Raw genomic sequence first — 22,788 nt, 5'->3', positions numbered from 1 at the left:
CTCTCTTTAAACAATCTTCAGCTGCTTATCGCGGTCATCTTTGTGCGCCTCATAAAAACGGACCATTGCCGGCAATGTCTCTTTGAAATCCGGGCAGGAAATCCCGGACCCCTCCAAATCTTTTTGGGCCGTGCTACAGTCATATTCTGCCTTGCATGTAAAATATTCAAGGGCTTCCCGCTCCGCATTCAGCCATTTCCGGAAAGCCTTAATAGAAAACAGCCATTCCATTACCGATAGCGGGATGGTCCCGTGCGGTTTTCTTCCGAGATACGCTTCCATGACCATTTTGTACAATTCGCGCATGCGGTACGAATGCGGGTCGGTAAGGTGATACGTTTTTCCCGTCTCGGCATGTGCATGGGCAAGATAAAGGGTGGCATCAAAAATGTAATCGACCGGGACAAAATTTCCTTCCGCCGTGCCCTCGCCGAAATACGGAATCACGGGAAAAATTTTAAATTTTGTAAGCGTATTCAAAAGAAAATAAATGCCGTCAAATTTAATGGTTTCACCAGTCTTTGAATGCCCTTTTACAATCCCAGGGCGGATCACCGTAACCGGCACCTCCCCCATGATGTCGCGAACGCGCTTTTCCGCTTCAAATTTTGACTCCTCATAATGGTTTTTAAACGTCTGCCCCATGTCGAGTTCATGTTCGTAAATGCGCCCCTCCCTTTTCCCCGACACGTAGGCGGTGCTGAAATACACATACCGTTTTAAGGCTTTAAGCGTTTTTACCCACTGGTTTACGTTCTCTGTTCCCGTTACATTCACCCGCCAGGCGATGTCCCGTTTCACCGCAAGATCGTAAATGGCGGCAAGGTGGAACACATGGGTTACTTCTTCTGCCAGCTTGAAGCGCATCCCTTCCTCAATCGAGAGCCCTTCTTTTGTAATATCCCCTTCAATGACGGTGAACTGTTCCTTCGAAATATTTTCCGCTTTCTTGCAAATTCCCCCGATCTCCGCTTCTGCTTTTTGACGCATCGCCGGAAGCACAAGCAAATAAATGTGCCCGGCCGGATAATCCAATTGTGCCATCCGCCTGATCAGCGACGAAGCGATAAAACCAGGAAAACCGGTAAAAAAATATATGTTTTTCACGTGTCTCCCCTCCTGCTGGAAATCTATTGAATGATATTCGCCAAGCGGACATATTTCCCTGAAAAAAAGCAAAGATTCAGACGAAATTTCACCCCCTTTTTTCTCCCGTTCGGATAACGGCTTATGCTGCTGAATGCCCGGTTCTCCCTAAGAGCAGCTCGGTCCTTGCCGGCTGCTTTTAGCGGGAGGATTCCTGGCAATATACAGCAAGCCGGCCTTTTCTATTTGCCACCGTACGCTTCACCGGGCTGTACCCGCGTACCTTACAGCGATGGGAGACAATCCACTAAAAAAGCCTTGTTTTGCTATTTACGTTCCAAATTTCAGCTGCATATCTGAGCACGGTATAATCCGATGAAAATACACCGGCATTGGCGATATTGATCAATGCCATCTCCTGCCATTTGAGCGGATCGCGGTACAGCATGTCCACTTTTTTCTGCGCCAGCGCGTAATCCTCGAAATCTCTTAAAACAAAAAACTCATCACCATATTTAATGAGGGAATCAAAGATGTCCCGCCCTTCCGCCTGCACACCGGGAATCGAGCCGTCAATCAGCGCATCGAGTACACGGTGCAGCACCGGATTTTTCTTATAATAATCATAGGAATGATAAGACCGGTCATGGTAATATTGGAAAACTTCCTGATCGGTCAGCCCGAAGAGAATAATATTGTCTTCCCCCACGAGGTCGCGGATTTCCACATTTGCACCGTCCAGCGTGGCCAATGTAACCGCGCCATTGAGCATAAATTTCATATTGCTCGTTCCGGAGGCTTCCTTGGATGCGAGTGAAATCTGTTCGCTGACGTCTGCCGCCGGGATGATCCGCTCGGCCAGCGACACACCGTAATTTTCGATAAAAACGATCTTCAGCATATCCCTGACTGCCGGGTCATGGTTAATGAGATCCGCTGCGGCGTTTATCAACTTAATGATTTCCTTGGCGTAAGTGTAGCTCGGTGCCGCTTTGCCGCCAAAGATGAAAACGCGCGGGTAAATATCTGCTCCCGGATCATCCTTCAATTTAAAATACAAGCTTAAAATATGCAAAAGATTCAAAAGCTGCCTTTTATAAGCATGGAAACGTTTGACCTGCACATCAAAAATGGCATCTGTCCAGACGGCGAGCCCTGTCCTTTTCCTAATATAGTCTGCCAGCCGTTGCTTATTGATTTGTTTGATTTCCGCAAGTTGCCGCAGGACGTTTTCATCCCGGCGAAAAGGCTCCAGCATTTTCAGGTCTGTCGGCTTTGTCGCCCACTCCTTGCCGATTTTGCTGTCAATAAAACTGCGCAGCGGTTCGTTGGAAAGCAGCAGCCAGCGCCGGTGAGTAATGCCGTTTGTTTTATTATTAAATCTGGACGGGAAAATGTGATAGAAGTCACGAAGCACTTTTTCTTTCAAAATATTCGTATGGAGCTTTGCCACCCCGTTGATGCTATGGCTGCCAATGATTGCCAGGTGCGCCATCTTCACGCTCCCGCCCGAAATTACCCTCGTCCGCTCAATCATATCCCAGTCATATAAACGGGCCATGTCCTCGGCATAGCGGCGGTCAATCTCGCAAATAATTTGATAAATGCGCGGCAAAAGCTGTGCCATCATATCTGTCGGCCAACTTTCGAGCGCTTCGGACATAATGGTATGGTTGGTATAGCTGAGCACTTTTACCGTAACATCCCAAGCCGGTTCCCAGTCCATCCCTTCTTCATCCAATAAAATACGCATCAGTTCGGGGACACATAATGCCGGGTGTGTATCATTGATGTGGATGGCGACTTTTTCGGCGAGATTGGACATCGGCAGGCCGCGTTTTTTATAGGTGCGGATAATGCTTTGAATGCCTGCTGAGACGAAAAAATATTCCTGTTTTAAACGCAACAGACGCCCTTCATAATTGGAATCGTCAGGATACAGCACTTCCGAAATGCTTTCGATCCGGCTTTGCTGCTGAATAAAAGCATTGTACTCCGTGTTCGCATCCTCAAGCGGCATTTCCGCCGACCATAATCTTAAAGTGTTGACCGTATTGTCCCCGTAACCGATTACCGGGGTATCATACGGCACGGCAAGTACAATTTCCTCATTTTCATAATGGGGAACAAAATGCCCCGATGCATCTTTCTCAAGCCGGACGTTGCCATAAAACCGCACATTTACCGCCTTGTTCAGCCGGCGTGTCTCCCACACATTTCCGTTTCGCAGCCAGTTTTCAGGCAGTTCAACCTGGTAGCCGTTGACAAATTTTTGTCTGAAAAGCCCGTACTTAAAACGAATGCCGTTCCCGTGCCCGGGGATCGCATGTGTCGCCATTGAATCAATGAAACAAGCTGCCAGCCGGCCAAGACCGCCGTTTCCCAGTCCGGCATCCAGTTCCACCTGTTCCAACGCTTCCAGGTCCATCCCCATTTCTTTAAGCCCCGCCCGGACCGTATCGAGAATTCCGAGGTTGAACAAATTACTTTTCAACATCCTGCCAAGCAAAAATTCCATTGAAAAATAGTAAACTTGTTTTTCCCCTTTTTCCAAGTAGCGCTGATTCGTGTTCCGCCATTCTTTTGCTGCATAAGAACCGATCAATTTTCCGAGTGTAACATACTGCTCTGTCAAATCAGATTTTTCCACATCCATTGTGAAGTAGTCCGACAGCATTCTTTCGAAATCGGCCTTAAATTGTTCCTTTGTGAGTTCCATCCCATTTCCTCCCGTTTTTTGCCCGTAATGTAACCCTTTCTCCGGAGAGGCTCAGAGCCGTTCCTGACTATTTTTTCAAATGCTGATTCTTCATTTTCCTGATTTTTATGATTTTATAAATAGCAAATCCGGCGGCACAGAGAAAAATGAGCCAGCCCAACTGAAATACCACATCAGGCCAATTGACATATGTATGCATGCTTTTCTCTCCTCCATAAGGGAATTTCCTTTTTCAAAAAATTTGTTCATCATCTTCCTAGTTTTATTTTAATGGACGCCGGAGCCATTGTCACCGAAAACTTTTTGCCGGCGTCCTAAAGCCCTTTTGCAAAGTGGCCGCTGCTCCATCGGTTTCTCGCGTGCCAACCGTCACGGTGTGTCGTGGGGAGGAGCAAAATTCACTCCCAAAAATTTTTGGATCTCTATTCCCATTTTTGGCTAAACCTATAAAAGGCGCCAACCAAAAAAGCACCCAAAGCCGGGATTTCTGCTTTGGGCGCTTCTTCTTTAAAACTTATATTTCTTCACAATCTCCTGTAAGTATTCCGACAGATAGGACAATGCTCTTGCCGAATCGCTGATGTCATCCATCGACTTAAGGTGGCTTTCAATGGAAGCGGCCATTTCTTCGGTTGCCGCCGCATTTTCTTCAGCAATTTGGGCAAGTTCGTTCGCAGTCGAGGTCACTTCCTGGACGGAGGCGGAAATTTCTTCCGAGATCGCCGCCATTTCTTCCACTTGCGGTGTGATCTCTTTCATCCCGTTCATGATCGTGTCAAATTTTCCGATCGAATCTTTGGAACGTGACACGCCGGTTTCCACATCTTTGGACACTTGTTCCATCTCGCGGACGGAATCTTCCGTATCATGCTGGATTTGCGTAATCAGCTTTTCAATTTCTTTTGTTGAGTTTTGCGACTGGTCGGCCAGTTTCCGGATTTCGTCTGCCACGACCGCAAACCCTTTTCCGTGCTCGCCCGCTCTTGCCGCTTCAATCGCTGCATTTAAAGCAAGCAAATTCGTCTGAGCCGCAATGCCTTTTATCACTTCTGTAATCTGGCTGATTTGCTTCGAATTTTCAAAGAGTGCCTGGATTTTTGCGTTGGATTGCGCGACAGAACCGGCAATGGACTTCATTTGCGCGACCGTCTCACGGACAGCCTCGCCGCCTTGTTTCGCATGTTCGAGCGTGGCATTGGACAAGCTGGAAATCGCCATCGTGCTGTCGGTTACTTTTTCCATTGCTTTTGCAATTTCACTCATCGCCTGGGCGCTGTTTTCCGTGCCGTTCGTCTGTGTTTCTGCACCGCTTGCAATCTGGGCAGCAGCGGAGTTGATTCCATGGCTTGCTTGTGTTGTATTTTCCGCGTTTGCCTTCAGCTCTTCTGAAGAGGAAACGACCATCTCCGCGCTTTTATCAACCTGGTCGAGAAGATCGCGCAGGCTGTCCTGCATTTTTTTAAAACTTACAGCCAGTTCACCGACTTCATCTTTTTTCCGGATATCTATTTCCTCTGTTAAGTCCCCGGAGGAAATTTTTAACGCTGCTTCTTTCAGGCGGTTAATCGGCCGTGTCACAGAACGGATGACAAAATAGGCTAATACCGTACCGAGAACGAGAAAAATGACGATGACAAGGATCATCCGGTCGATGATCGGCTGTACAGCTTTACCGACCTCATCAGCGTACACGGTGCCTGCGATTTTCCAACCCGTTAGGCTATCAGTTGTATAAATCATCACTTTTTCCTTCCCCTGATACGTATAGGAAGTGTGTCCGGAAACATGGTTAAATACGGTATCATACACTTTTTCTTTTGCATACGCGCCCGGTTTTTTTCCCGGCATAACGATATAATGGCGGGCCGGGTCTATAAGCACGGCATACCCGCTTTTCCCGATTTTGATTTCTTTTGCCATTTTTTGAATCGTACTTATTTTCAGGTCAACTGCGACCACCCCGGAGCTGTCTTGCGTCGTTTTGGCAATGGTGACAATCGTTTCCCCCGTGGTCGCGTCCTGGTACGGGGCCGTCACAACCGCTTTTCCGGGCTGTTCCATCGCTTCCTTATACCACGGCCTTTGCCTTGGATCATAACCTGCAGGCAAGTTGCCATTCGGTTCGATCATCATTTTCCCGGAAGCTGTCCCAACGTAAACATTCAAGACATTGTTATGCAGATTTGCATATTGGCTGAACATCGTCTTGATTTCGGACGGCTTTTTTTCCGTTTCGGCCGAAATTTTTTTAGAAAAATAATCCACATCGTCCATGCGCGGCTGGATCGCATCATGGATGATATTCTGCAACAGATTGACATTTTCCGTGGCGGCATTCAGCATTTGCGATTGGACTTCACTTCCTGCTGATTTGATTGAAAAATATCCGATCAGTACAGATGGAACGAGCAGGATTGCGAGGATCGAAACCAACAATTTCGCTTTCATGTTCCACCGTACATGTTTCTCTACCATCTTTCGCATGACAGGGCAACTCCTTTTGTTCATTTTCATAGCGGTTATCACTATTTCTTTTATCGTACCTTTTAGTCGCTTTTTCATAGGGCTTTATACCCGGAAAAATGTGTGCGTATGATTGATAAGGCTTACAGGCTGAAGGGATAGCGGTTTTTGTAAATGTGAAAAGTATATGACAAAAATTACCAGAATAAGCAGGAAATTTTTGCGGTATATCGAATATATGATTTAATGAAATAAAGGAGGGAGTTTGATGGCGGAAAGAACCATGATTATTGCGGAAAATCTTGCCCCCGGCCTGCTTGATGAAATCAGGAAACTGGTCCCGGAATGGCGCATACTGGCCGGAAAGGATCCGGCGCATTGGCAGAATGAAGTGAAGAAAGCGGAAGTGATTGCGAGCTTTCGGAAAAAAATGGAAAAAGATGCATTATCGGAAGATTCCGCTCTCCGCTGGGTTCAAAGCTGGAGTGCGGGGGTGAACAGTTTCCCGCTCGAACAATTTGAGAAAAAAGGTCTCTTTCTCACTTCTGCAAGCGGCGTGCACGCCTATCCGATTTCGGAAACCATTTTTGCAATGATGCTGGCATTGACAAGGAAAATCCATACATATGTCAGAAATCAAATGAAAAAGAAATGGGACCATGCCGGGTTAAAGCTGGAAATGCACGGAAAGACGATTGGCATTATCGGCGTTGGGGAAATCGGGCTTGAAACGGCAAAAATTGCCAAAGCCTTCGGGATGAAAGTGCTGGGCGTACGGCGTTCCGGTGCGCCTGCCGAGTTTGTTGATGAAATGTATACGAACGGGCAGCTCCATGATATGCTGCCGCTTTGTGATTATGTTGCCGTCTGCCTGCCGCTTACGAAAGAAACGTACCATTTATTTGGGAAAGAAGCATTTGCCCGGATGAAGCCGTCTGCATTTTTTATCAATATCGGCAGAGGGGAAATCGCAAATGAAAAAGAACTGGCCGATGCGCTTGCCTCCGGCGAAATTGCCGGTGCCGGACTGGATGTATTTGAAAAGGAACCGCTCCCTGAAAACAGCCCGCTTTGGGAGCTGGAAAATGTGATCATTACCCCGCACACGGCCGGCTCAACCGAACATTACGACGAACGGGTTGTCCGGGATATCTTTATTCCGAATTTAAAACGGTATCTCGCTGGTGACAAGCCGGACATTCATCTGGTCGACTACAAAAAAGGTTATTAACCTGTTTGCGCGAATCAAAAAATACGGTGATTTTTAAATTATTTCATTTTTCCCTTTACAGAACTAAAATCAGCTGTTAGAATATTTAGCACAGAGCAAAATGATATTCGAAAAGTAATGATGAAGAAGGCGTATTTGCAAAAAGCCGCAGAGAGTCGGTGGTTGCTGCGAACCGATGCTTTTGCTGATACAATGCCCAGCGCTTCTGAACTGGCCGGCCGAAATTGATGTAGGCCGCACCCGGCACATGCCGTTATTTTCCCAGAGGCTGCATTTCGCAGCAAATGAGGGTGGCACCACGGTACATGACGTCCCTCCTCCACAAGGATTTTTTTGTGGCGGAGGGACGTTTTATTTTAATTTTATATTGGAGGATTGACGTACTCATGCTTTTTTGTAAGGAATCGCTATTCACACCAGGCCCGACACCCGTACCGGACCGCGTAAAACAGGCCATGAACCAGCCTATGGTCGCCCACCGCAGTGAAGTCTTTTCAAATAGCCTGAAGCAAGTGGCGACAAAACTGATGCCGGTCTTTGGCACAAAAGAACCGGTGGTCGTCATTGCCGGCAGCGGAACATCCGCACTGGAAAGCGCCGTCTGCAACGTTGTCCATGAAGGCGACCATGTCGTTGTCGTTGTCACCGGCGTGTTCGGGGAGCGTTTTGCTTCCATTTGCGAATCATACGGCGCCCATGTCCACCGCCTCAATATAGAATGGGGAACCGCCTGCCGCCCGGAACAGCTGGAAACGTTCCTTAAGGGGCTAAAAGATCCGGTCAAAGCGGTTTTTGCCACCTATTGCGAAACATCCACATCGGTGTTGAACCCGGTGAAAGACCTTGGGGCCGTTGTAAAACGAGTGACCGATGCTTTATATATCGTTGACGGCGTCAGCTGCATTGGCGGTGTGCCTGCAAATATGGAAGATTACCAGATTGATATCCTTGTTTCCGGTTCGCAAAAAGCGCTCATGCTGCCGCCAGGGCTTGCCTTTGTCGCCGTCAATAAACGGGCCAAAGAGGCAATCAAAAACGGCCCTGAGAAACGGTTTTATCTCGACCTGAACCGTTATATCGATTCGTATGATGAAGCTGTGACCACTCCATTCACTCCGCCGGTTTCCCTTGTGTTTGGCGCGGAAGAAGTGTGCCGGATGATTGAGGAAGAAGGCTGGGACAATGTCATCAAGCGCCATGAAATTTTGCGCGATATGACCCGTGCCGGCGTGAAAGCTTTGGGCCTTCCGCTCCTTGTCGAAAACGACGCGGATGCTTCGCCGACCGTTACAGCGGTGAAACCGGATGGTGATCAAGCCGGGGCAATCAAAAAATATTTGCAGGATCATTTTTCAATGGTCGTCGCAAGCGGGCAAAAGCAGCTGAAAGGAAAAATTTTCCGAATTGGTCATATGGGTTACAGCACGCCTTTTGACGTGATCAACGTTTTAACCGCGCTGGAAATGGCGGTACACGAACTGAACGGAAGGGACACTTTCGGCATTGCGGTGAAAAAAGCGGAGGAGGCATGGAAAGCACATGTTTAACATTTTAGTAACGGATAAAGTAAGCGAAGAAGGCTTAAAAAAACTGTATGCGCACAAAGATTTTATCGTTGAGCACCAACCGGGCATTGCGCCGGAAGATTTAAAAGCCACAATCGGCCAATATGACGGGCTGATTGTGCGGAACCAAACAAAAGTGACAAAAGACATCATTGAGGCATCCGGCAATTTGCGTGTCATAGCAAGGGCCGGGGTCGGCGTTGACAATATTGATGTCGATGCTGCGACGAGAAAAGGGATTATTGTCGTCAATTCACCGGGAGGAAACACGATTTCCGCAACGGAGCATACACTCGCCATGATGCTTTCCCTTTCCCGCAATATCCCGCAGGCACACAAGTCCGCAGCCGCAGGAAAATGGGAGCGTGAAAAGTTCAAAGGCGTCGAGCTTTTCAAGAAAACGCTCGGCATCATCGGGACGGGAAAAATCGGGACAGAAGTGGCGAAACGGGCAAAAGCATTTGGCATGGCCGTGCTCGGGTATGACCCGTATTTAACCGAAGAACGCGCGGCCAAGCTTGGCATCAAAAAAGCAACGCTTGACGAAATTGCCGCCCAAGCCGATTTCATCACGCTCCATACGCCGCTGATGAAAGAAACGAAGCATTTGATCAATGAAGCATTTTTGGCAAAAACGAAAAAAGGTGTCCGCATCATCAATTGCGCACGCGGCGGGCTCGTTGACGAACAGGCGCTGCTTCAGGCGCTTCAGGAAGGCCGCGTTGCAGGGGCCGCCTTGGACGTTTTTGAAAACGAGCCGGACATCACACCGGGGCTTTTGGAACTGCCGAATGTTACTGTAACCCCGCATCTCGGCGCGTCGACCCGCGAAGCACAGGTCCGGGTGGCGGCGGATGTCAGCGACGAAATCATCCATATCTTTGAATCTGAGGAAATCCGCAATGCCATCAATATGCCGCAAACTTCCGGGGAAAACCGCGAACGGATGGAACCATTCCTCCTTCTTGGCGAACAGGTGGCACAGCTCGGCATCCAGCTTTTGGATGAAGCGCCGGAAAAAATTGAAATTACGTACGCCGGCGAGCTTTTGGATGAAGATACAAAACTGCTGACGAGAACGATTATCAAAGGGATTCTGGCGCGCCATCTCGGCAGCACCGTTAATCTTGTCAATGCCCTCCATCTCTTAAAAGAACAGGGGTTGACATACAATCTGCAGCGCAATGCGGCGTTTAAGGGCTTCTCCAATTATTTGGAACTGGCACTGTATAAAAAAGGCAAACAAGTGAATATCGGCGCTTCGATCATTAACGGGTTTGGCGGCCGCATCGTGAAGCTGAACGATTACCGTGTCGATCTCCGCCCGGAACAGCACCTTCTTTATATCCGGCATCTGGACATCCCGGGCATGATCGGTCAGGTCGGATCGATTCTCGGCAGCAACGATACGAATATCGGCACGATGCAGGTGGGCCGGAAAGAAATCGGCGGGGAAGCGATCATGGTGCTCACGCTCGATAAAACCGCAAGCCGGCAAGTGCTGGACCAATTAAAAGAGGTAATCGGCATTAAAGCCGTCCAGACTTTGGAACTCGCAACCGGCTATACCTTTCAGGAAGAACCTTTTGTAGAAGTATAAATAAAAAGCATTCACGGCAAAACGCTGTGAATGCTTTTTTCGAATACAAGTCAAAATGAGGCTTGTACAACCCGGTTTTTATTGGACTTCCATCCTGAGGTCTCCGGTTTTTGCCCAGCCGAACAATTTGAGGAAATGATAGATGCCGAGCGTTGTAAAAATGGGTAAAATCACACCTGCCGCAATATAAGCAAGCAGCACGCGCATTCCCTGATTTGCGAGAATATTAAGCGGTGCAATTAAAGAATTCAGGCCAAGCCCGCCGAGTTCATACGGCACCTTCAAATGGAACATCATCGTTGCAACCGGCGCACAAATGAGCGACGAAACAAACGGTGGAATGACAAGGCGCGGATTTTTCACCAAATTTGGAAACTGGACTTTCGGCGTAATCAATGACTGTGCAATATTGCCGCCCCAGTCATTTTGTTTCAGCGACATTGCCGTAAAACCGACAAACTGGACCGTACAGCCGATCAGTGCGGCTGCGCTGGATACCGGATCAAGCTGCAGCGCAATGGCAAGCGCGGCCGAAGAAGCAGGTGACATGAGCAGGATGCTCCAGACGAGCGATACAACCATTGAGCCGAAAAGCGGCGAACCCTGTACAGACGCCGTAATTTCACCGCTCAGCCATTGCAAAAACGGCGTGGTGACAGCAGCAAGGCCAACGCCGGCAACACCGCCAACAAGAATCGCGGCAAACGGAATTGCCATCATATCGAGCTTTGTTTTGCCAGTTACGCGTTTTCCGACCCACGTTGCGACAACTGCAGCCAGCACAGCACTTACAGGTTGTCCGGTAACAATCGTAATCAAGCCGTCCTGGGTTGTGCCGATCGCGTTTCCGCCGACTGCCGCACAAGCCATCGAACTGAAAATGACCAATGTATTGCCGCCAAGCTGGTATGCAACGCCTGCGCCGATGGCCGGTGCCAACAGCGATTTTGTCGCTGCCCCGATCGTCAAAAAGCCGTCCCAGCCGAGGAATTTCCCGAACGTTTCAAACAAAAGGCCCAGACCCAAAGTCACGAGCACAGCGTTTGCTACCCCGGCAGATGCTTTATACGCCCTATCAATGACATAATCTTTAGTTGCTTGCTTCATCTTTTCCACTCCTTGAAATATTCCGAATTAAAAGCTGTTACAATCGCCGTTTCTGTTTTAGTTTCCGTCTTCAATGATTTCCGTCAAATGCCGGCTTATCCATCTAGATTTCCGCTCCTTTTTTTATGATGTTAAAATATTACGTTAGTTTTAATTTTATTTAAAAATATTTTTTTCAAACTTTTATCTTCATTTTTATGGAGGAACTGGCAAAATTACACTATATTAATAAAATGATCATGTTAGATTTCCCTACAAAAATTTTCTTTTCAAAAAATGCCATTTTTCACGTAGCGGAATGTCCTGCGAAAAAGAGGCATGCCTTCGCATGCCCCAGCTCTACAAAAATATGTTTTTGAGGTCTGCCACATTTTCAAAAATATAATCTGCCCCGTGTTCTTCAAATTCGGCTTTTGCTTCTTTTCCGGACAAGCCGGTTAAAATGCCGGCAAATTGGGCGCCTATTTTTTGCGCAGCAAGCAGGTCTGCAAGCGAGTCCCCGACAATCAGGATTTCCTGCCCGTTTTCAAGCGGGAGGCTGCATTCCGTACAGTCGCGGGCGGGCGTGTTTTTCCCCTTTAAAGCAAGCAGGTAGGTAAAAGGGTTCGGCTTTGCAAGCGGCGTATGGCCGCCAAGCTCCTCTTCCGCCTTTAAAACGTCGTCCGCCGTTACAATATGCTCCTCATGAAACAACGGCAGCCAGCCAAGCGCCCGGAACGGCCCGTACGTTTCAAGCTGCGGCCTTCCCGTGCCGACACCAAGTTTCAGCCCTTTCTCTGCTAAAAAGGAAAACAAGGCACCGATTTTTTCCGGTTCAGCAAGCGGAATCTCCTCATCGAGAAACCCTTTTTTTCCCGTTTGCACGCTCGGCTTCCCGGTAGATGCCACAATATTTTGGTCGCCGACATACCATTCCTGAGAAGCATGCTCGCACACCGACCAGAGCGCGCCTTTTTTACCAAGCTGCGTATCTGTAAGCCCGAAGATTTCATAAGCAAGCTGATCCAACACTTTCAATAAATCCTGTTTCGTTTCAGGCCTCTTTGCAAACCAGTTTAAAAAGATGCTATAGTCGGTTTCAACCGGATAATGTGCAAGTACCTCGCGCATTTCATGAAGTGTTACATCACCGATTTCACTTGCCAGCCAGCCGCGGATCCGGCCCGCTTCCTTTTCCTTTATTTGGGAAAGCAAGTGTAAAAGCTGGCAGGTGAACGTTAAATAAATCATATCCCAGTTCGCGTTCATCCCGCGCGATTTTAAAAACCGCAGCACTTCATCATGTTGAAAAACATCAGCCCGGATGCGCCTGATTTCCTCATCTGTTAAGGTTGTTTTAAATTGTTCCGGTGCGAGCCCTAAATAATGGCCACTATGTATCAATTCCCAGACGGTTAAGCCGGATGCGTCAAAATAACGTTCCTCGCTCAGCAATACGCCGTCCACATCAAATAATACCGTTTGAATCATCTCTTCACCTCTTTCCTACATCAGTGTAACAAAGGATGCTGTTTTTTTGTATCGTTTTCTCCCTTTTCGGCCTGCACAAAGAAAAGGCGCCCCGGGGCACAGCCTAGTGACAACGCCCGGCATGCCCCGGTCTGGTGCCCGGTTCTAAAGCGAAACAACCCTATGTTTTTTTTTGCCAGCCGTAGCCAGCCGTTTGAAGTGAGAAATTTTATCCAGATCCGCATTTCCGCCGCTTACAACAATGCCGACGTGCTTTCCTGAAACGCCAGCTTTGCCGCTTAATACAGCCGCGAATGCCGCCGCTCCTGCCCCTTCGACAAACATTTTTTCGCGTTCAAGCATATAAATGATGGCAGTGGCAATGTCTTCATCGCTTACTGTCACGACATCATCCACATACTTGCTGATTAATGGAAATGTCAGCTGGCCGGTCTCTTTTACAAGAATACCGTCCGCAATGCCCGAAACATGTTCGAGCCGGCTGTTGCCCATCCCTTTAAAGCGATTATAGGCGGCAGGCGCCCCCTCGGACTGCACGCCGATGACGCGGATTTTCGGATCATAATTTTTCAGGAGACAGGCCATGCCGGCAATTAAGCCGCCGCCCCCGACCGGAATCACAACCGTATCAAGATCCGCGCATTGCTGGATCATTTCGAGAGCGATCGTTCCCTGGCCGGCCATCACTTCATAATCGTCAAACGGGTGAATAAACGTTGCCCCTGTGATTTGCTGGTCCAATACAGCTGCTTCATACGCTTCCTGAAAAGATTCGCCGGTCAGCACGACTTCCGCACCATACGCCTTTGTTGCCAATACTTTGGCAAGCGGCGTTTTTTCCGGCATATATATTTTTGCCTTCAACCCCTGTTTCGTTGCTGAAAACGCAACACCTTGCGCATGATTGCCCGCAGATGCCGCAATCACGCCGTTTTTTCTCGCATCCCCTGTTAAGTTCGTAATCTTATTCAGCGCGCCCCTGATTTTAAAAGACCCTGTGCGCTGCAGGTTTTCCATTTTAAAGTAAAGCCTTGTCCCTGCCATTTCATTGAATGTCGCCGATTCGTTCAACGGTGTCCGGTGCACGACCGGCAATAAATTTTCAAATGCTGCTACAATGTCTTTCGTTTGTAAGAAATCCCCATTGTTCTCGTCACACTCCTGCGTTTTCAGACGCTTCAAATTTTGAAATTTCATCTTCAAGCAATAATGTCAGCCCGATTTCATCCAGTCCCTTTAACAGCATATTCTTCGGATACGGATCAATGTCAAAGTGGATGGCCTTTTCTCTCGTTAATACCACTTGTTTTTCAAGATCAACCGTTAAAAAGAGCCGTTCTCTCTGTGCCTTGTCAATCAAATCACGCACTTCTTCTTCCGGCAGCTCTACGGTTAAAATCCCGTTTTTCAGACAGTTATTATGGAAAATATCAGCAAAACTTGGTGCGATAACTACTTTAAAGCCGTAATCCTGTAATGCCCAAGGCGCGTGCTCCCGTGAAGAGCCGCATCCGAAGTTGTCGCCTGCCACTAAAATCTGCGCACCATCGTATTTCGGGTCATTTAAAGGAAAATCTTCCCTTTTATTTCCGCTTTCATCGAAGCGCCAGTTGTAAAACAAGCATTCTCCGAACCCTTGGCGCTCAATCCTTTTCAAAAACTGTTTCGGAATGATCTGGTCGGTATCGACATTTTTCCGGTCCAATGGGAATACGAGCCCTGAAAAAGTTTGAAATGGCTCCATTTGCTTTTGCCCCCTCTCTTCGTATAGATGAATGAATTTTCTTCTGCTGCCTGCTGCAAAAGAAGCAGCACGGCATGCCGCCATTTAGCGGACTGGCTCAGGCTGTCCGAGCTTCCGGACATCGACAAATTTGCCGTAAATGGCGGCGGCTGCAGCCATTGCCGGGCTGACAAGATGCGTTCTGGCGCCTGTTCCTTGCCGGCCTTCGAAGTTGCGGTTCGATGTGGAGGCGCATCGTTCTCCGGCCGGGACAATATCATCATTCATGGCAAGGCACATGCTGCAGCCCGACTCGCGCCATTCAAACCCGGCTTGCGTAAATATTTTGTCCAGGCCTTCTTCTTCTGCCTGTGCTTTCACGCTTTGCGACCCCGGAACAATGAGGGCCCGAACCCCTTCTCTTACATGCCGGCCTTTTACAATTTCCGCTGCAGCCCGCAAATCGGCAATCCGCGAGTTCGTGCACGAGCCGATAAACACGTGCTGGACAGGGATGTCTGTGATTTTCATCCCCGGTTCAAGGCCCATGTATTGCAACGCTTTTTCAACCGCCTGCCGTTCGCCTGGATCGTTGATTTCAGCCGGATCCGGCAATGTTTCACTGATAGGGAGGCACATGGATGGATTTGTACCCCATGTAACCTGCGGCTCAATTTCTGCTGCGTCCATTTCAAGCGTTTTGTCATAGACGGCGCCTTCGTCTGATGCCAGCGAGAGCCAGTATGCCGCTTTTTCTTCAAAATTTTCCTTCGGCGCATATTTCCTTCCGCGCAAAAAGGAAATGGTCGTTTCATCCGGGCTGATCAACCCCGCCCTGGCCCCTGCTTCAATCGACATATTGCAGACGGTCATCCGCTCTTCCATGGATAAATTGCGGATCGCTTCACCGGTGTATTCGACAATATGGCCGGTGCCGACGCCAATCCCGAATTTTGCAATGATGGCAAGGATTAAATCTTTAGCCGTCACGCCTGGCCCCAGTTTGCCGTTGATTTTGATTTGCATCGTTTTCGGGCGCTTTTGCCATAATGTTTGGGTTGCCAGCACGTGTTCTACTTCACTCGTGCCGATTCCGAAAGCAATGGCGCCGAATGCACCGTGCGTGGACGTGTGGCTGTCGCCGCATACGATCGTTTTCCCGGGCTGGGTGAGTCCCAGTTCCGGCCCGATCACATGAACAATCCCCTGGTCTGGATGGTTGATGCCGGCAAGCGGGATGCCGAATTCCTGGCAATTTTTCTCCAAAGTGGACATTTGTTTTTTCGAGACCGGGTCTTTTGAAACCCTGCCCTTTGTTGTCGCAACATTATGGTCAACGGTGGCGAATGTTAAATCCGGCCTCCGCACTTTGCGGCCATTCATCCGTAACCCCTCAAACGCCTGCGGGGACGTAACCTCATGGACAAGGTGCAGGTCAATATAGAGCAGGTCCGGTTTCCCTTCTTCGCAGTGGACCAAATGGTTTTCCCATATTTTATCGATAATCGTTTTCGGTGCCATCGTATCACTCCCATCTGCCGCTTTTCGTTTTTTTAGATCAATCTCCGTTTCGCCTCTTCCTGTGATTAAAAACTGCACTGTTTTTCCATCCCGGAAAACGCGTGGACCGCCGTAAACAGCTACTTATTTTCTGTTGAAAAATACGCTCATTGCAAAATGCGTGGACGGGCTTCACTGTTATTTAATTTTTCAATCAGTTTGTCTGTGAGCTCATGGGTGCTGACCACTTTTCCGTTTTTCACCTGCAAATCACCTGTACAATAACCGTCTTGCAGCACATCATCCACCGCTTTTTCAATCGCCGCCGCTTCTTTCTCAAGTCCGAACGAATAACGGAGCATCAAAGCCGCCGACAGCACCGTCCCGAGCGGGTTGGCTTTTCCCTGCCCGGCGATATCCGGCGCTGAGCCGTGGACCGGTTCATACATGCCGAACCGGTCGGAACGGAGGCTTGCGGATGGAAGCATGCCGAGACTGCCGGTAATCACAGACGCTTCATCGCTTAAAATATCACCGAACATATTCTCAGTTACAATGACATCAAATTGGCCCGGATTTGCAATCAGCTGCATCGAGGTGGAGTCGACAAGCATATGGCTTACTTCCACATCCGGATACTTTTTCGCGGTTTCCTCCGCAATTTCGCGCCACATTCTGCTTGATTCCAGTACATTCGCCTTATCGACGGACGCCAGTTTTTTTCTTCTGATTTGCGCAAGCTGGAATGCTTTTTCAATAATTCTCTCAATCTCTTCCCTTGTATAAGCAAGCGTGTCTATCACTTCATTCCCGTCCGGCCCGCGCCTTTCACTCGGGCGCCCAAAATAGAGGCCACCCGTCAGTTCGCGGACGATAACAAGATCGACGTTTTCCACCCGTTCCCGTTTTAAAGGCGATGCATTTAAAAGCGGGGCATATGCTTTAACCGGGCGCAGGTTCGCAAACAGCCCCATTTCTTTCCGGATTCCAAGCAGGCCTTTTTCTGGGCGGAGGGAAGCCGGGTTATGATCCCATTTCGGCCCCCCTACTGCGCCAAGCAAAATGGCATCGCTCCTGCGGCAAATGTCAAGCGTTTCTTCCGGGAGGGGCGTCCCCGCTTCATCAATAGCGGCGCCCCCGATCAGCGCATTTTCAAAAACGGCTTCATGCCCGTAATTGTCCAATACGGTTTTTAAAACGCGGATCGCTGCATCCATCACTTCCGGCCCGATCCCATCACCGGGCAGTACGGCCAGTTTCATTTTCATTGTCGTTCCTCCCCGAAAATCACACCTGTACTTGTTTTCTCGATTGCTGTTCCATTGCGTGCGCCCTGTTGATTGCATTTAAAAATGATTTTGCGGAAGCTTCCAGTACGTCTTGGGCAGAACCGCGCCCGCCACATTCAAACTCCCCGAATTTCACTTTGACATATGCATCCGCAAGCGCATCCTGGCCGGAACCGACTGACTGCAGTTTATAGTCTTTCAGCTCAATCGGGCCGTCAAACAGCTTGCTGATCGTATGGTAAATCGCCTCAACGCTCCCCGATCCGGTGCTGGCTTCTTCAACAAGCGTTCCTTCCGGTGTTTTGATTCTTACTGTGGCGGTCGGAATATTCAATGTGCCGTACTGCACCTGCACACTTTCCAGTTCATAATGGGCAGCATCTGCCGCATCGGTTTGCTTTTCGGCTAAAATGGCGAACAAATCGTCATCGGTCACTTCTTTTTTCTTATCCGTCAATGCTTTGAAAGCTTTAAACGCTTCGTTCAGTTTTTCCTGCCCAAGATCAAAGCCGAGCGCTGCTGCTCTTTCTTTAAAAGCGTGGCGGCCGGAATGTTTTCCGAGCACAAGCCGGTTGCTTGAGAATCCAACCAGTTCCGGCGTAATGATTTCATATGTCGAAGCCTCTTTTAACACGCCGTCCTGATGAATGCCGGCTTCATGGGCAAAAGCATTGGCGCCGACAACCGCTTTATTGCCTGGTACAACCATCCCGGTCAGTTTGCTGACCAATTGGCTTGTGCGTTTGATTTCATCCAATTTCAAGCGGGTTTTCTTCTTGTAATAATCCTGCCTGATGTGAAGGGCGACCGCCACTTCTTCGAGGGCAACATTGCCTGCCCGTTCGCCGATGCCGTTGATCGTCCCTTCCACTTGCTGGACTCCATGTTCAATGGCTGAAAGCGTATTGGCCGTCGCCATCCCGAGATCATCATGGCAATGGGCGGATAAAATGACTTTATCAATATTCGGGACGTGTTCCTGAATATAGTCATACAGTGCACCGTATTCTTTCGGCGTCGTATAGCCGACAGTGTCCGGCAGGTTGATGACATTTGCGCCGGCATGGATCACTTCTGTAATGATCCGGACGAGAAAGTCTTTATCCGACCTCGTCGCATCTTCTGCCGACCATTGCACCAGCGGGAATTTTTGCTTCGCATATTTCACGGCTTCAACAGCGATGGCTGCCACTTCATCCGGCGTTTTTCGCAATTTGTATTGCATATGAATCGGCGATGTGGCCAGAAAAATATGGATCCTTGGCTCGGCGGAATGTTTCAGTGCATCCCAGGCTGCATCAATGTCCTGTTTGTATGCCCTCGCCAGACCGGTAACGGAACTGTTTCGGACCGTTTTTGCGATTTTCTCAACCGCTTCAAAATCCCCTTTTGAAGATGCAGGAAACCCCGCCTCCATAATATCCACGCCAAGCTTTTCCAGCTGTTTGGCAATTTCGACTTTTTCCACGGTGTTGAGATTGACGCCTGCCGATTGTTCCCCGTCCCTTAATGTCGTGTCAAAAACATTAACCTTTTGCATTCACAGCCACTTCCTTTTGTTTAATCGGATTTTTGACAAAAGGCATTAAATCACGCAGTTCTTCTCCGACTTTTTCGAGCGGATGATTTTGCTCGCGTGTATTGATGGCATTGAACATTGGGCGGTTTGTCTGGTTTTCAAGCAGCCATCCTTTGGCAAATGTGCCGTTTTGGATATCTTTTAAAACCTCTTTCATGCGCTTTTTCGTATCTTCGTTCACAACGCGCGGGCCGGAGACGAAATCGCCCCATTGCGCCGTATCGGAGATGGAATAGCGCATATTTTTCAGACCTCCTTCATAGATCAAATCGACGATCAACTTCATCTCATGACACACTTCAAAATAAGCGAGTTCCGGCTGGTACCCTGCTTCCGTTAACGTTTCAAAACCGGCTTTGATTAAAGAGGTCAAACCGCCGCACAGGACAGCCTGCTCACCGAACAAATCCGTTTCGGTTTCTTCCTGGAAAGTTGTTTCCAAAACGCCGGCCCGGGCAGCCCCGATTCCTTTTGCATAAGCAAACGCCAGGTCTTTTGCTTCCCCCGTCACATCCTGGTGAACGGCAATCAGCGCAGGCACCCCGGCTCCTTCTTCAAATGTCCTTCTGACGAGATGTCCCGGGCCTTTTGGCGCTACCATAAAGACATCGACATTTTCCGGTGGGACAATCTGGGTAAAATGGATGTTGAATCCGTGGGCAAATGCGATGGCATTGCCAGGTTCGAGCCCTGCTTCCACTTCTTCTTTGTATACTTTTGTTTGCTGCTCATCCGGCAGAAGCATCATGATAACATCGGCTTCTTTTGCGGCTTCCTTCACAGGCTTAACGGAAAATCCATCCTGTTCCGCGCGGTTAAACGACCGGCCCGGCCTGACGCCGACAACTACGTCAAAACCGTTATCACGGAGGTTTTGGGCATGGGCATGGCCCTGGGAGCCGTAGCCAACAACGGCGATTTTTTTTCCTCTCAATGCTTCTTCTTTGATGTCTTTGTCAAGATAAACTTTTGCCATTTTTCATTCTCTCCTTTTAAGTTTAAGATTTTTATTTTAATAGAGAATAAGAGCTTAAATCGGTTACTTGTTTTTGCGAGCCGCGCAGAAATGCGGTCATCCCGGTACGGACCATTTCTTTAATGCCGTACGGTTTAAGCAGGTCAACGAGCGCCTCCACCTTGTCGCTGTCACCGGTTACCTGGATGGTGACAGATTCCCTGCTGACATCTATGATGGAGGCACGGAACGGTTCGACAAGCCCGCCAATTTCGCTTCTCGTCTGCGGTGTGCTCAATACTTTAATCAAGGCAAGTTCCCGTGAGACGATCGCCTGGCCTGTGATGTCCTGGACTTTGATCACATCGATCAGCTTGTTCAGCTGTTTTGTCAGCTGCTCTGCCTGCCTGTCGTCTTCAACATTGACGACAATGGTCATGCGCGAGATGCCTTCCGTTTCAGTGCGTCCGACCGTAATGCTGTCAATATTAAACTGCCGCTTTGCGAGGACGCCGGTAATTTTATTCAGCACCCCGCTCTGGTTTAAAACAGTGGCTACAACAATCCGCTTCATGGCTTCACCCCCATCATTTCATGCAGCCCCTTGCCCGGCGCGACCATCGGGAACACAGCTTCAAGCCTTTTCACGCGGCAGTCGACAACGACAGGCCCGTCATCCTCGAAAACAGTTTTCAGCACCTTGTCGAGTTCTTCATTGTTCGTTGCGCGGCAGCCTCTGATGCCGTAGCTTTCTGCAAGTTTGACAAAGTCGGGCTGCACCGGGATCGTCGAATAGGAATAGCGTTCTTCGTAGAAAGATTCCTGCCACTGCCGTACCATACCGAGATACTGGTTATTCACAATAAATATTTTGAGCGGCAGATTTAACTCTTTTACAACGGCAAGTTCCTGTAATGTCATCTGGAAGCCGCCGTCGCCGCTGATCGAAACCACCAGTTGGTCCGGATATGCGATTTGCGCGCCGATCGCCGCCGGAAACCCGAATCCCATCGTGCCGAGCCCGCCGGATGTAATCCACTTGTGCGGCTTTTCAAACCCGTAATACTGTGCCGCCCACATCTGGTGCTGGCCGACATCCGTCGAAATGATCGCATCCCCGTTTGTGTAATGATGGATTCTTTGAATGACATGCTGCGGGGACAATTCTTCACCATCATCTTCGTACCAAAGCGGGAAATTTTCGGCGTATTTTTTTAAATGGCGGACCCATTCATCCGTGCCGGCATTTTGCAAATCTTCCGAACAAATCTTCTGCAAGGCTTCCTTTGCATCTGCCACGATCGGGATATCGGTTTTGACATTTTTTCCGATTTCAGCCGGGTCGATATCAATATGGACAACCATTGCATTCGGGGCAAAGTGGGCTAAGTTGCCTGTCAGACGATCATCAAACCGGGCCCCGATATTAATGAGCAGATCGCATTCGCAAATGGCCATATTTGCCGCATACGTTCCATGCATGCCGCCCATGCCGAGAAAAAGCGGGTGACGGAACGGAAAACTGCCAAGGCCGAGCAACGTGTTTACGACCGGGATCTGGCACTTTTCCGCAAACTTGAGTAAAAGATCAGACGCCTTTGCATGGAGGATTCCGGCGCCTGCCAATATGACCGGTTTTTCGGAATAAGAGACAGCTTCCACAAGCTTTTTAATCTGGAGCGGATTCGGGCTTGTATTCGGCTGGTAACCGGGCAGATATACTTCCCGGCTTTCTCCCATTTCCACCGTGCCCTGCTGGATATCTTTCGGGATATCGACCACCACCGGTCCGGGCCGGCCGGATTTTGCAATATGAAAAGCTTCTTTGACGACCCGCGGCAAATCCCGCAAATCCCTTACCTGGTAATTGTGCTTGGTAATCGGAGCCGTCATGCCGATGACATCGGCTTCCTGGAACGCGTCCGAGCCGATGACGGAAGTGCCGACCTGGCCGGTAAAGACGACGAGCGGAAGCGAATCCATCATCGCATCGGCAATCCCGGTAATCAGGTTGGTTGCCCCGGGGCCCGAAGTCGCAATAACGACACCCGGTTTTCCGCTAACGCGCGCATAACCTTCTGCCGCGTGAATGGCCCCCTGCTCATGACGGGCCAGGATATGCCTTATCGGCTGGTTGTAAAGGGCATCGTAAATCGGTAAAACCGCACCCCCTGGATAGCCGAACATGACGTCGACCCCTTCCCGCACCAATAACTGGACAAGCGCCTCAGCACCCGTACATTCTGCTGTTTTCACATTGCCATCCATTCTTGCTTTCGCACACACGATTTAACCTCCTATTCTGATTTGCGCAGGCTTCTTGATTTATCCCAATAAAAAATGCCTTTTTCTCCTTGAAAACGGCAAAAGGAACAATCGTTTTTGCCGGTTTTGCAGGGATGAAAAGGCATCTTTTCATGGTACCACCCAACTTCACGGCGTTCTCACAAACGCCGCCTCATGCAGCATTGTTTAAAAAATGCTGCTTTTTGTAACGGGTC

At 49.0% G+C, this 22,788-nt stretch carries 16 protein-coding genes and 1 other annotated feature; of the genes, 3 read left to right on the top strand and 13 right to left on the bottom strand.

The window, feature by feature from the left end; translation table 11 throughout:
- Positions 1-6: 6 nt before the first annotated feature.
- The 3 genes from BCOA_RS27760 to BCOA_RS27750 form a co-directional block, all read right to left on the bottom strand.
- Positions 7-1,107, bottom strand: a complete 1,101-nt coding sequence (locus BCOA_RS27760) for an SDR family oxidoreductase (protein ID WP_014097329.1) — start codon at positions 1,105-1,107, stop codon at positions 7-9.
- Between the two features lie 286 nt (positions 1,108-1,393).
- A complete protein-coding gene (locus tag BCOA_RS27755) occupies positions 1,394-3,805 on the bottom strand; it encodes a glycogen/starch/alpha-glucan phosphorylase (protein WP_014097328.1) in 2,412 nt (803 codons plus the stop codon).
- A gap of 507 nt (positions 3,806-4,312) precedes the next feature.
- Positions 4,313-6,289: a methyl-accepting chemotaxis protein gene (locus BCOA_RS27750; protein WP_014097326.1), complete on the bottom strand. Its 1,977-nt coding sequence runs from the start codon at positions 6,287-6,289 to the stop codon at positions 4,313-4,315.
- 247 nt (positions 6,290-6,536) lie between these two features.
- Here BCOA_RS27750 and BCOA_RS27745 point away from each other — a divergent pair, with 247 nt between their 5' ends.
- The 3 genes from BCOA_RS27745 to serA all read left to right on the top strand — a co-directional run bounded on the left by BCOA_RS27745 (position 6,537) and on the right by serA (position 10,664).
- Positions 6,537-7,499, top strand: a complete 963-nt coding sequence (locus tag BCOA_RS27745; protein ID WP_014097325.1) for a D-2-hydroxyacid dehydrogenase — start codon at positions 6,537-6,539, stop codon at positions 7,497-7,499.
- 108 nt (positions 7,500-7,607) lie between these two features.
- Positions 7,608-7,818: a binding site (T-box leader), on the top strand.
- A gap of 67 nt (positions 7,819-7,885) precedes the next feature.
- Positions 7,886-9,046, top strand: a complete 1,161-nt coding sequence (locus BCOA_RS27740; RefSeq protein ID WP_014097324.1) for a pyridoxal-phosphate-dependent aminotransferase family protein — start codon at positions 7,886-7,888, stop codon at positions 9,044-9,046.
- A complete protein-coding gene (gene serA / locus BCOA_RS27735; RefSeq protein ID WP_014097323.1) occupies positions 9,039-10,664 on the top strand; it encodes a phosphoglycerate dehydrogenase in 1,626 nt (541 codons plus the stop codon). The genes BCOA_RS27740 and serA overlap by 8 nt, the downstream gene beginning before the upstream one ends.
- A gap of 78 nt (positions 10,665-10,742) precedes the next feature.
- Here serA and BCOA_RS27730 read toward each other — a convergent pair whose 3' ends face one another.
- The 10 genes from BCOA_RS27730 to ilvB all read right to left on the bottom strand — a co-directional run bounded on the left by BCOA_RS27730 (position 10,743) and on the right by ilvB (position 22,573).
- On the bottom strand, positions 10,743-11,771 hold the full coding sequence (locus BCOA_RS27730) for a PTS transporter subunit IIC (RefSeq protein WP_014097322.1): 1,029 nt from the start codon (positions 11,769-11,771) through the stop codon (positions 10,743-10,745).
- A gap of 339 nt (positions 11,772-12,110) precedes the next feature.
- Positions 12,111-13,241, bottom strand: coding sequence for an HAD family hydrolase (locus BCOA_RS27725; RefSeq protein ID WP_014097321.1), 1,131 nt, complete (start codon positions 13,239-13,241; stop codon positions 12,111-12,113).
- A 144-nt stretch (positions 13,242-13,385) separates the two neighbouring features.
- Positions 13,386-14,438, bottom strand: coding sequence for a threonine ammonia-lyase (gene ilvA, locus BCOA_RS27720; RefSeq protein WP_014097320.1), 1,053 nt, complete (start codon positions 14,436-14,438; stop codon positions 13,386-13,388).
- On the bottom strand, positions 14,395-14,985 hold the full coding sequence (gene leuD, locus BCOA_RS27715; protein WP_014097319.1) for a 3-isopropylmalate dehydratase small subunit: 591 nt from the start codon (positions 14,983-14,985) through the stop codon (positions 14,395-14,397). Before leuD ends, ilvA begins: the two co-directional genes overlap by 44 nt.
- 84 nt (positions 14,986-15,069) lie before the next feature.
- On the bottom strand, positions 15,070-16,485 hold the full coding sequence (gene leuC, locus BCOA_RS27710; RefSeq protein ID WP_014097318.1) for a 3-isopropylmalate dehydratase large subunit: 1,416 nt from the start codon (positions 16,483-16,485) through the stop codon (positions 15,070-15,072).
- A 146-nt stretch (positions 16,486-16,631) separates the two neighbouring features.
- Entirely contained in the window at positions 16,632-17,732 is a 1,101-nt protein-coding gene (leuB, locus tag BCOA_RS27705; RefSeq protein WP_014097317.1) for a 3-isopropylmalate dehydrogenase, read from the bottom strand.
- A 19-nt stretch (positions 17,733-17,751) separates the two neighbouring features.
- Positions 17,752-19,293 (bottom strand): 2-isopropylmalate synthase, encoded by a 1,542-nt coding sequence (locus tag BCOA_RS27700; protein ID WP_014097316.1) that lies wholly within the window; start codon positions 19,291-19,293, stop codon positions 17,752-17,754.
- Entirely contained in the window at positions 19,280-20,308 is a 1,029-nt protein-coding gene (ilvC, locus tag BCOA_RS27695; RefSeq protein WP_014097315.1) for a ketol-acid reductoisomerase, read from the bottom strand. Before ilvC ends, BCOA_RS27700 begins: the two co-directional genes overlap by 14 nt.
- Positions 20,309-20,339: 31 nt before the next feature.
- A complete protein-coding gene (gene ilvN, locus BCOA_RS27690) occupies positions 20,340-20,861 on the bottom strand; it encodes an acetolactate synthase small subunit (protein WP_013860312.1) in 522 nt (173 codons plus the stop codon).
- Positions 20,858-22,573 carry an acetolactate synthase large subunit gene (gene ilvB, locus BCOA_RS27685; RefSeq protein WP_014097314.1) on the bottom strand — a complete coding sequence of 572 codons (1,716 nt, stop codon included), beginning with the start codon at positions 22,571-22,573 and terminating at the stop codon, positions 20,858-20,860. The genes ilvN and ilvB overlap by 4 nt, the downstream gene beginning before the upstream one ends.
- Positions 22,574-22,788: the final 215 nt, after the last annotated feature.

This window comes from Heyndrickxia coagulans 36D1 (assembly GCF_000169195.2).
Classification (GTDB): Bacteria; Bacillota; Bacilli; order Bacillales; family Bacillaceae_C; genus Weizmannia; species Weizmannia faecalis.
This window is presented reverse-complemented; position numbering and strand designations above follow the sequence as displayed.

Bases quoted from the DNA above. Each gene is read 5' to 3' on its own strand.
- leuB (WP_014097317.1), bottom strand. From the start codon at position 17,732: ATGAAAATGAAACTGGCCGTACTGCCCGGTGATGGGATCGGGCCGGAA.
- BCOA_RS27750 (WP_014097326.1), bottom strand. From the start codon at position 6,289: ATGCGAAAGATGGTAGAGAAACATGTACGGTGGAACATGAAAGCGAAA.
- ilvA (WP_014097320.1), bottom strand. From the start codon at position 14,438: ATGAAATTTCAAAATTTGAAGCGTCTGAAAACGCAGGAGTGTGACGAG.
- leuC (WP_014097318.1), bottom strand. From the start codon at position 16,485: ATGGCACCGAAAACGATTATCGATAAAATATGGGAAAACCATTTGGTC.
- BCOA_RS27740 (WP_014097324.1), top strand. From the start codon at position 7,886: ATGCTTTTTTGTAAGGAATCGCTATTCACACCAGGCCCGACACCCGTA.
- serA (WP_014097323.1), top strand. From the start codon at position 9,039: ATGTTTAACATTTTAGTAACGGATAAAGTAAGCGAAGAAGGCTTAAAA.
- BCOA_RS27730 (WP_014097322.1), bottom strand. From the start codon at position 11,771: ATGAAGCAAGCAACTAAAGATTATGTCATTGATAGGGCGTATAAAGCA.
- BCOA_RS27725 (WP_014097321.1), bottom strand. From the start codon at position 13,241: ATGATTCAAACGGTATTATTTGATGTGGACGGCGTATTGCTGAGCGAG.
- ilvC (WP_014097315.1), bottom strand. From the start codon at position 20,308: ATGGCAAAAGTTTATCTTGACAAAGACATCAAAGAAGAAGCATTGAGA.
- BCOA_RS27745 (WP_014097325.1), top strand. From the start codon at position 6,537: ATGGCGGAAAGAACCATGATTATTGCGGAAAATCTTGCCCCCGGCCTG.
- ilvN (WP_013860312.1), bottom strand. From the start codon at position 20,861: ATGAAGCGGATTGTTGTAGCCACTGTTTTAAACCAGAGCGGGGTGCTG.
- BCOA_RS27700 (WP_014097316.1), bottom strand. From the start codon at position 19,293: ATGCAAAAGGTTAATGTTTTTGACACGACATTAAGGGACGGGGAACAA.
- leuD (WP_014097319.1), bottom strand. From the start codon at position 14,985: ATGGAGCCATTTCAAACTTTTTCAGGGCTCGTATTCCCATTGGACCGG.
- BCOA_RS27755 (WP_014097328.1), bottom strand. From the start codon at position 3,805: ATGGAACTCACAAAGGAACAATTTAAGGCCGATTTCGAAAGAATGCTG.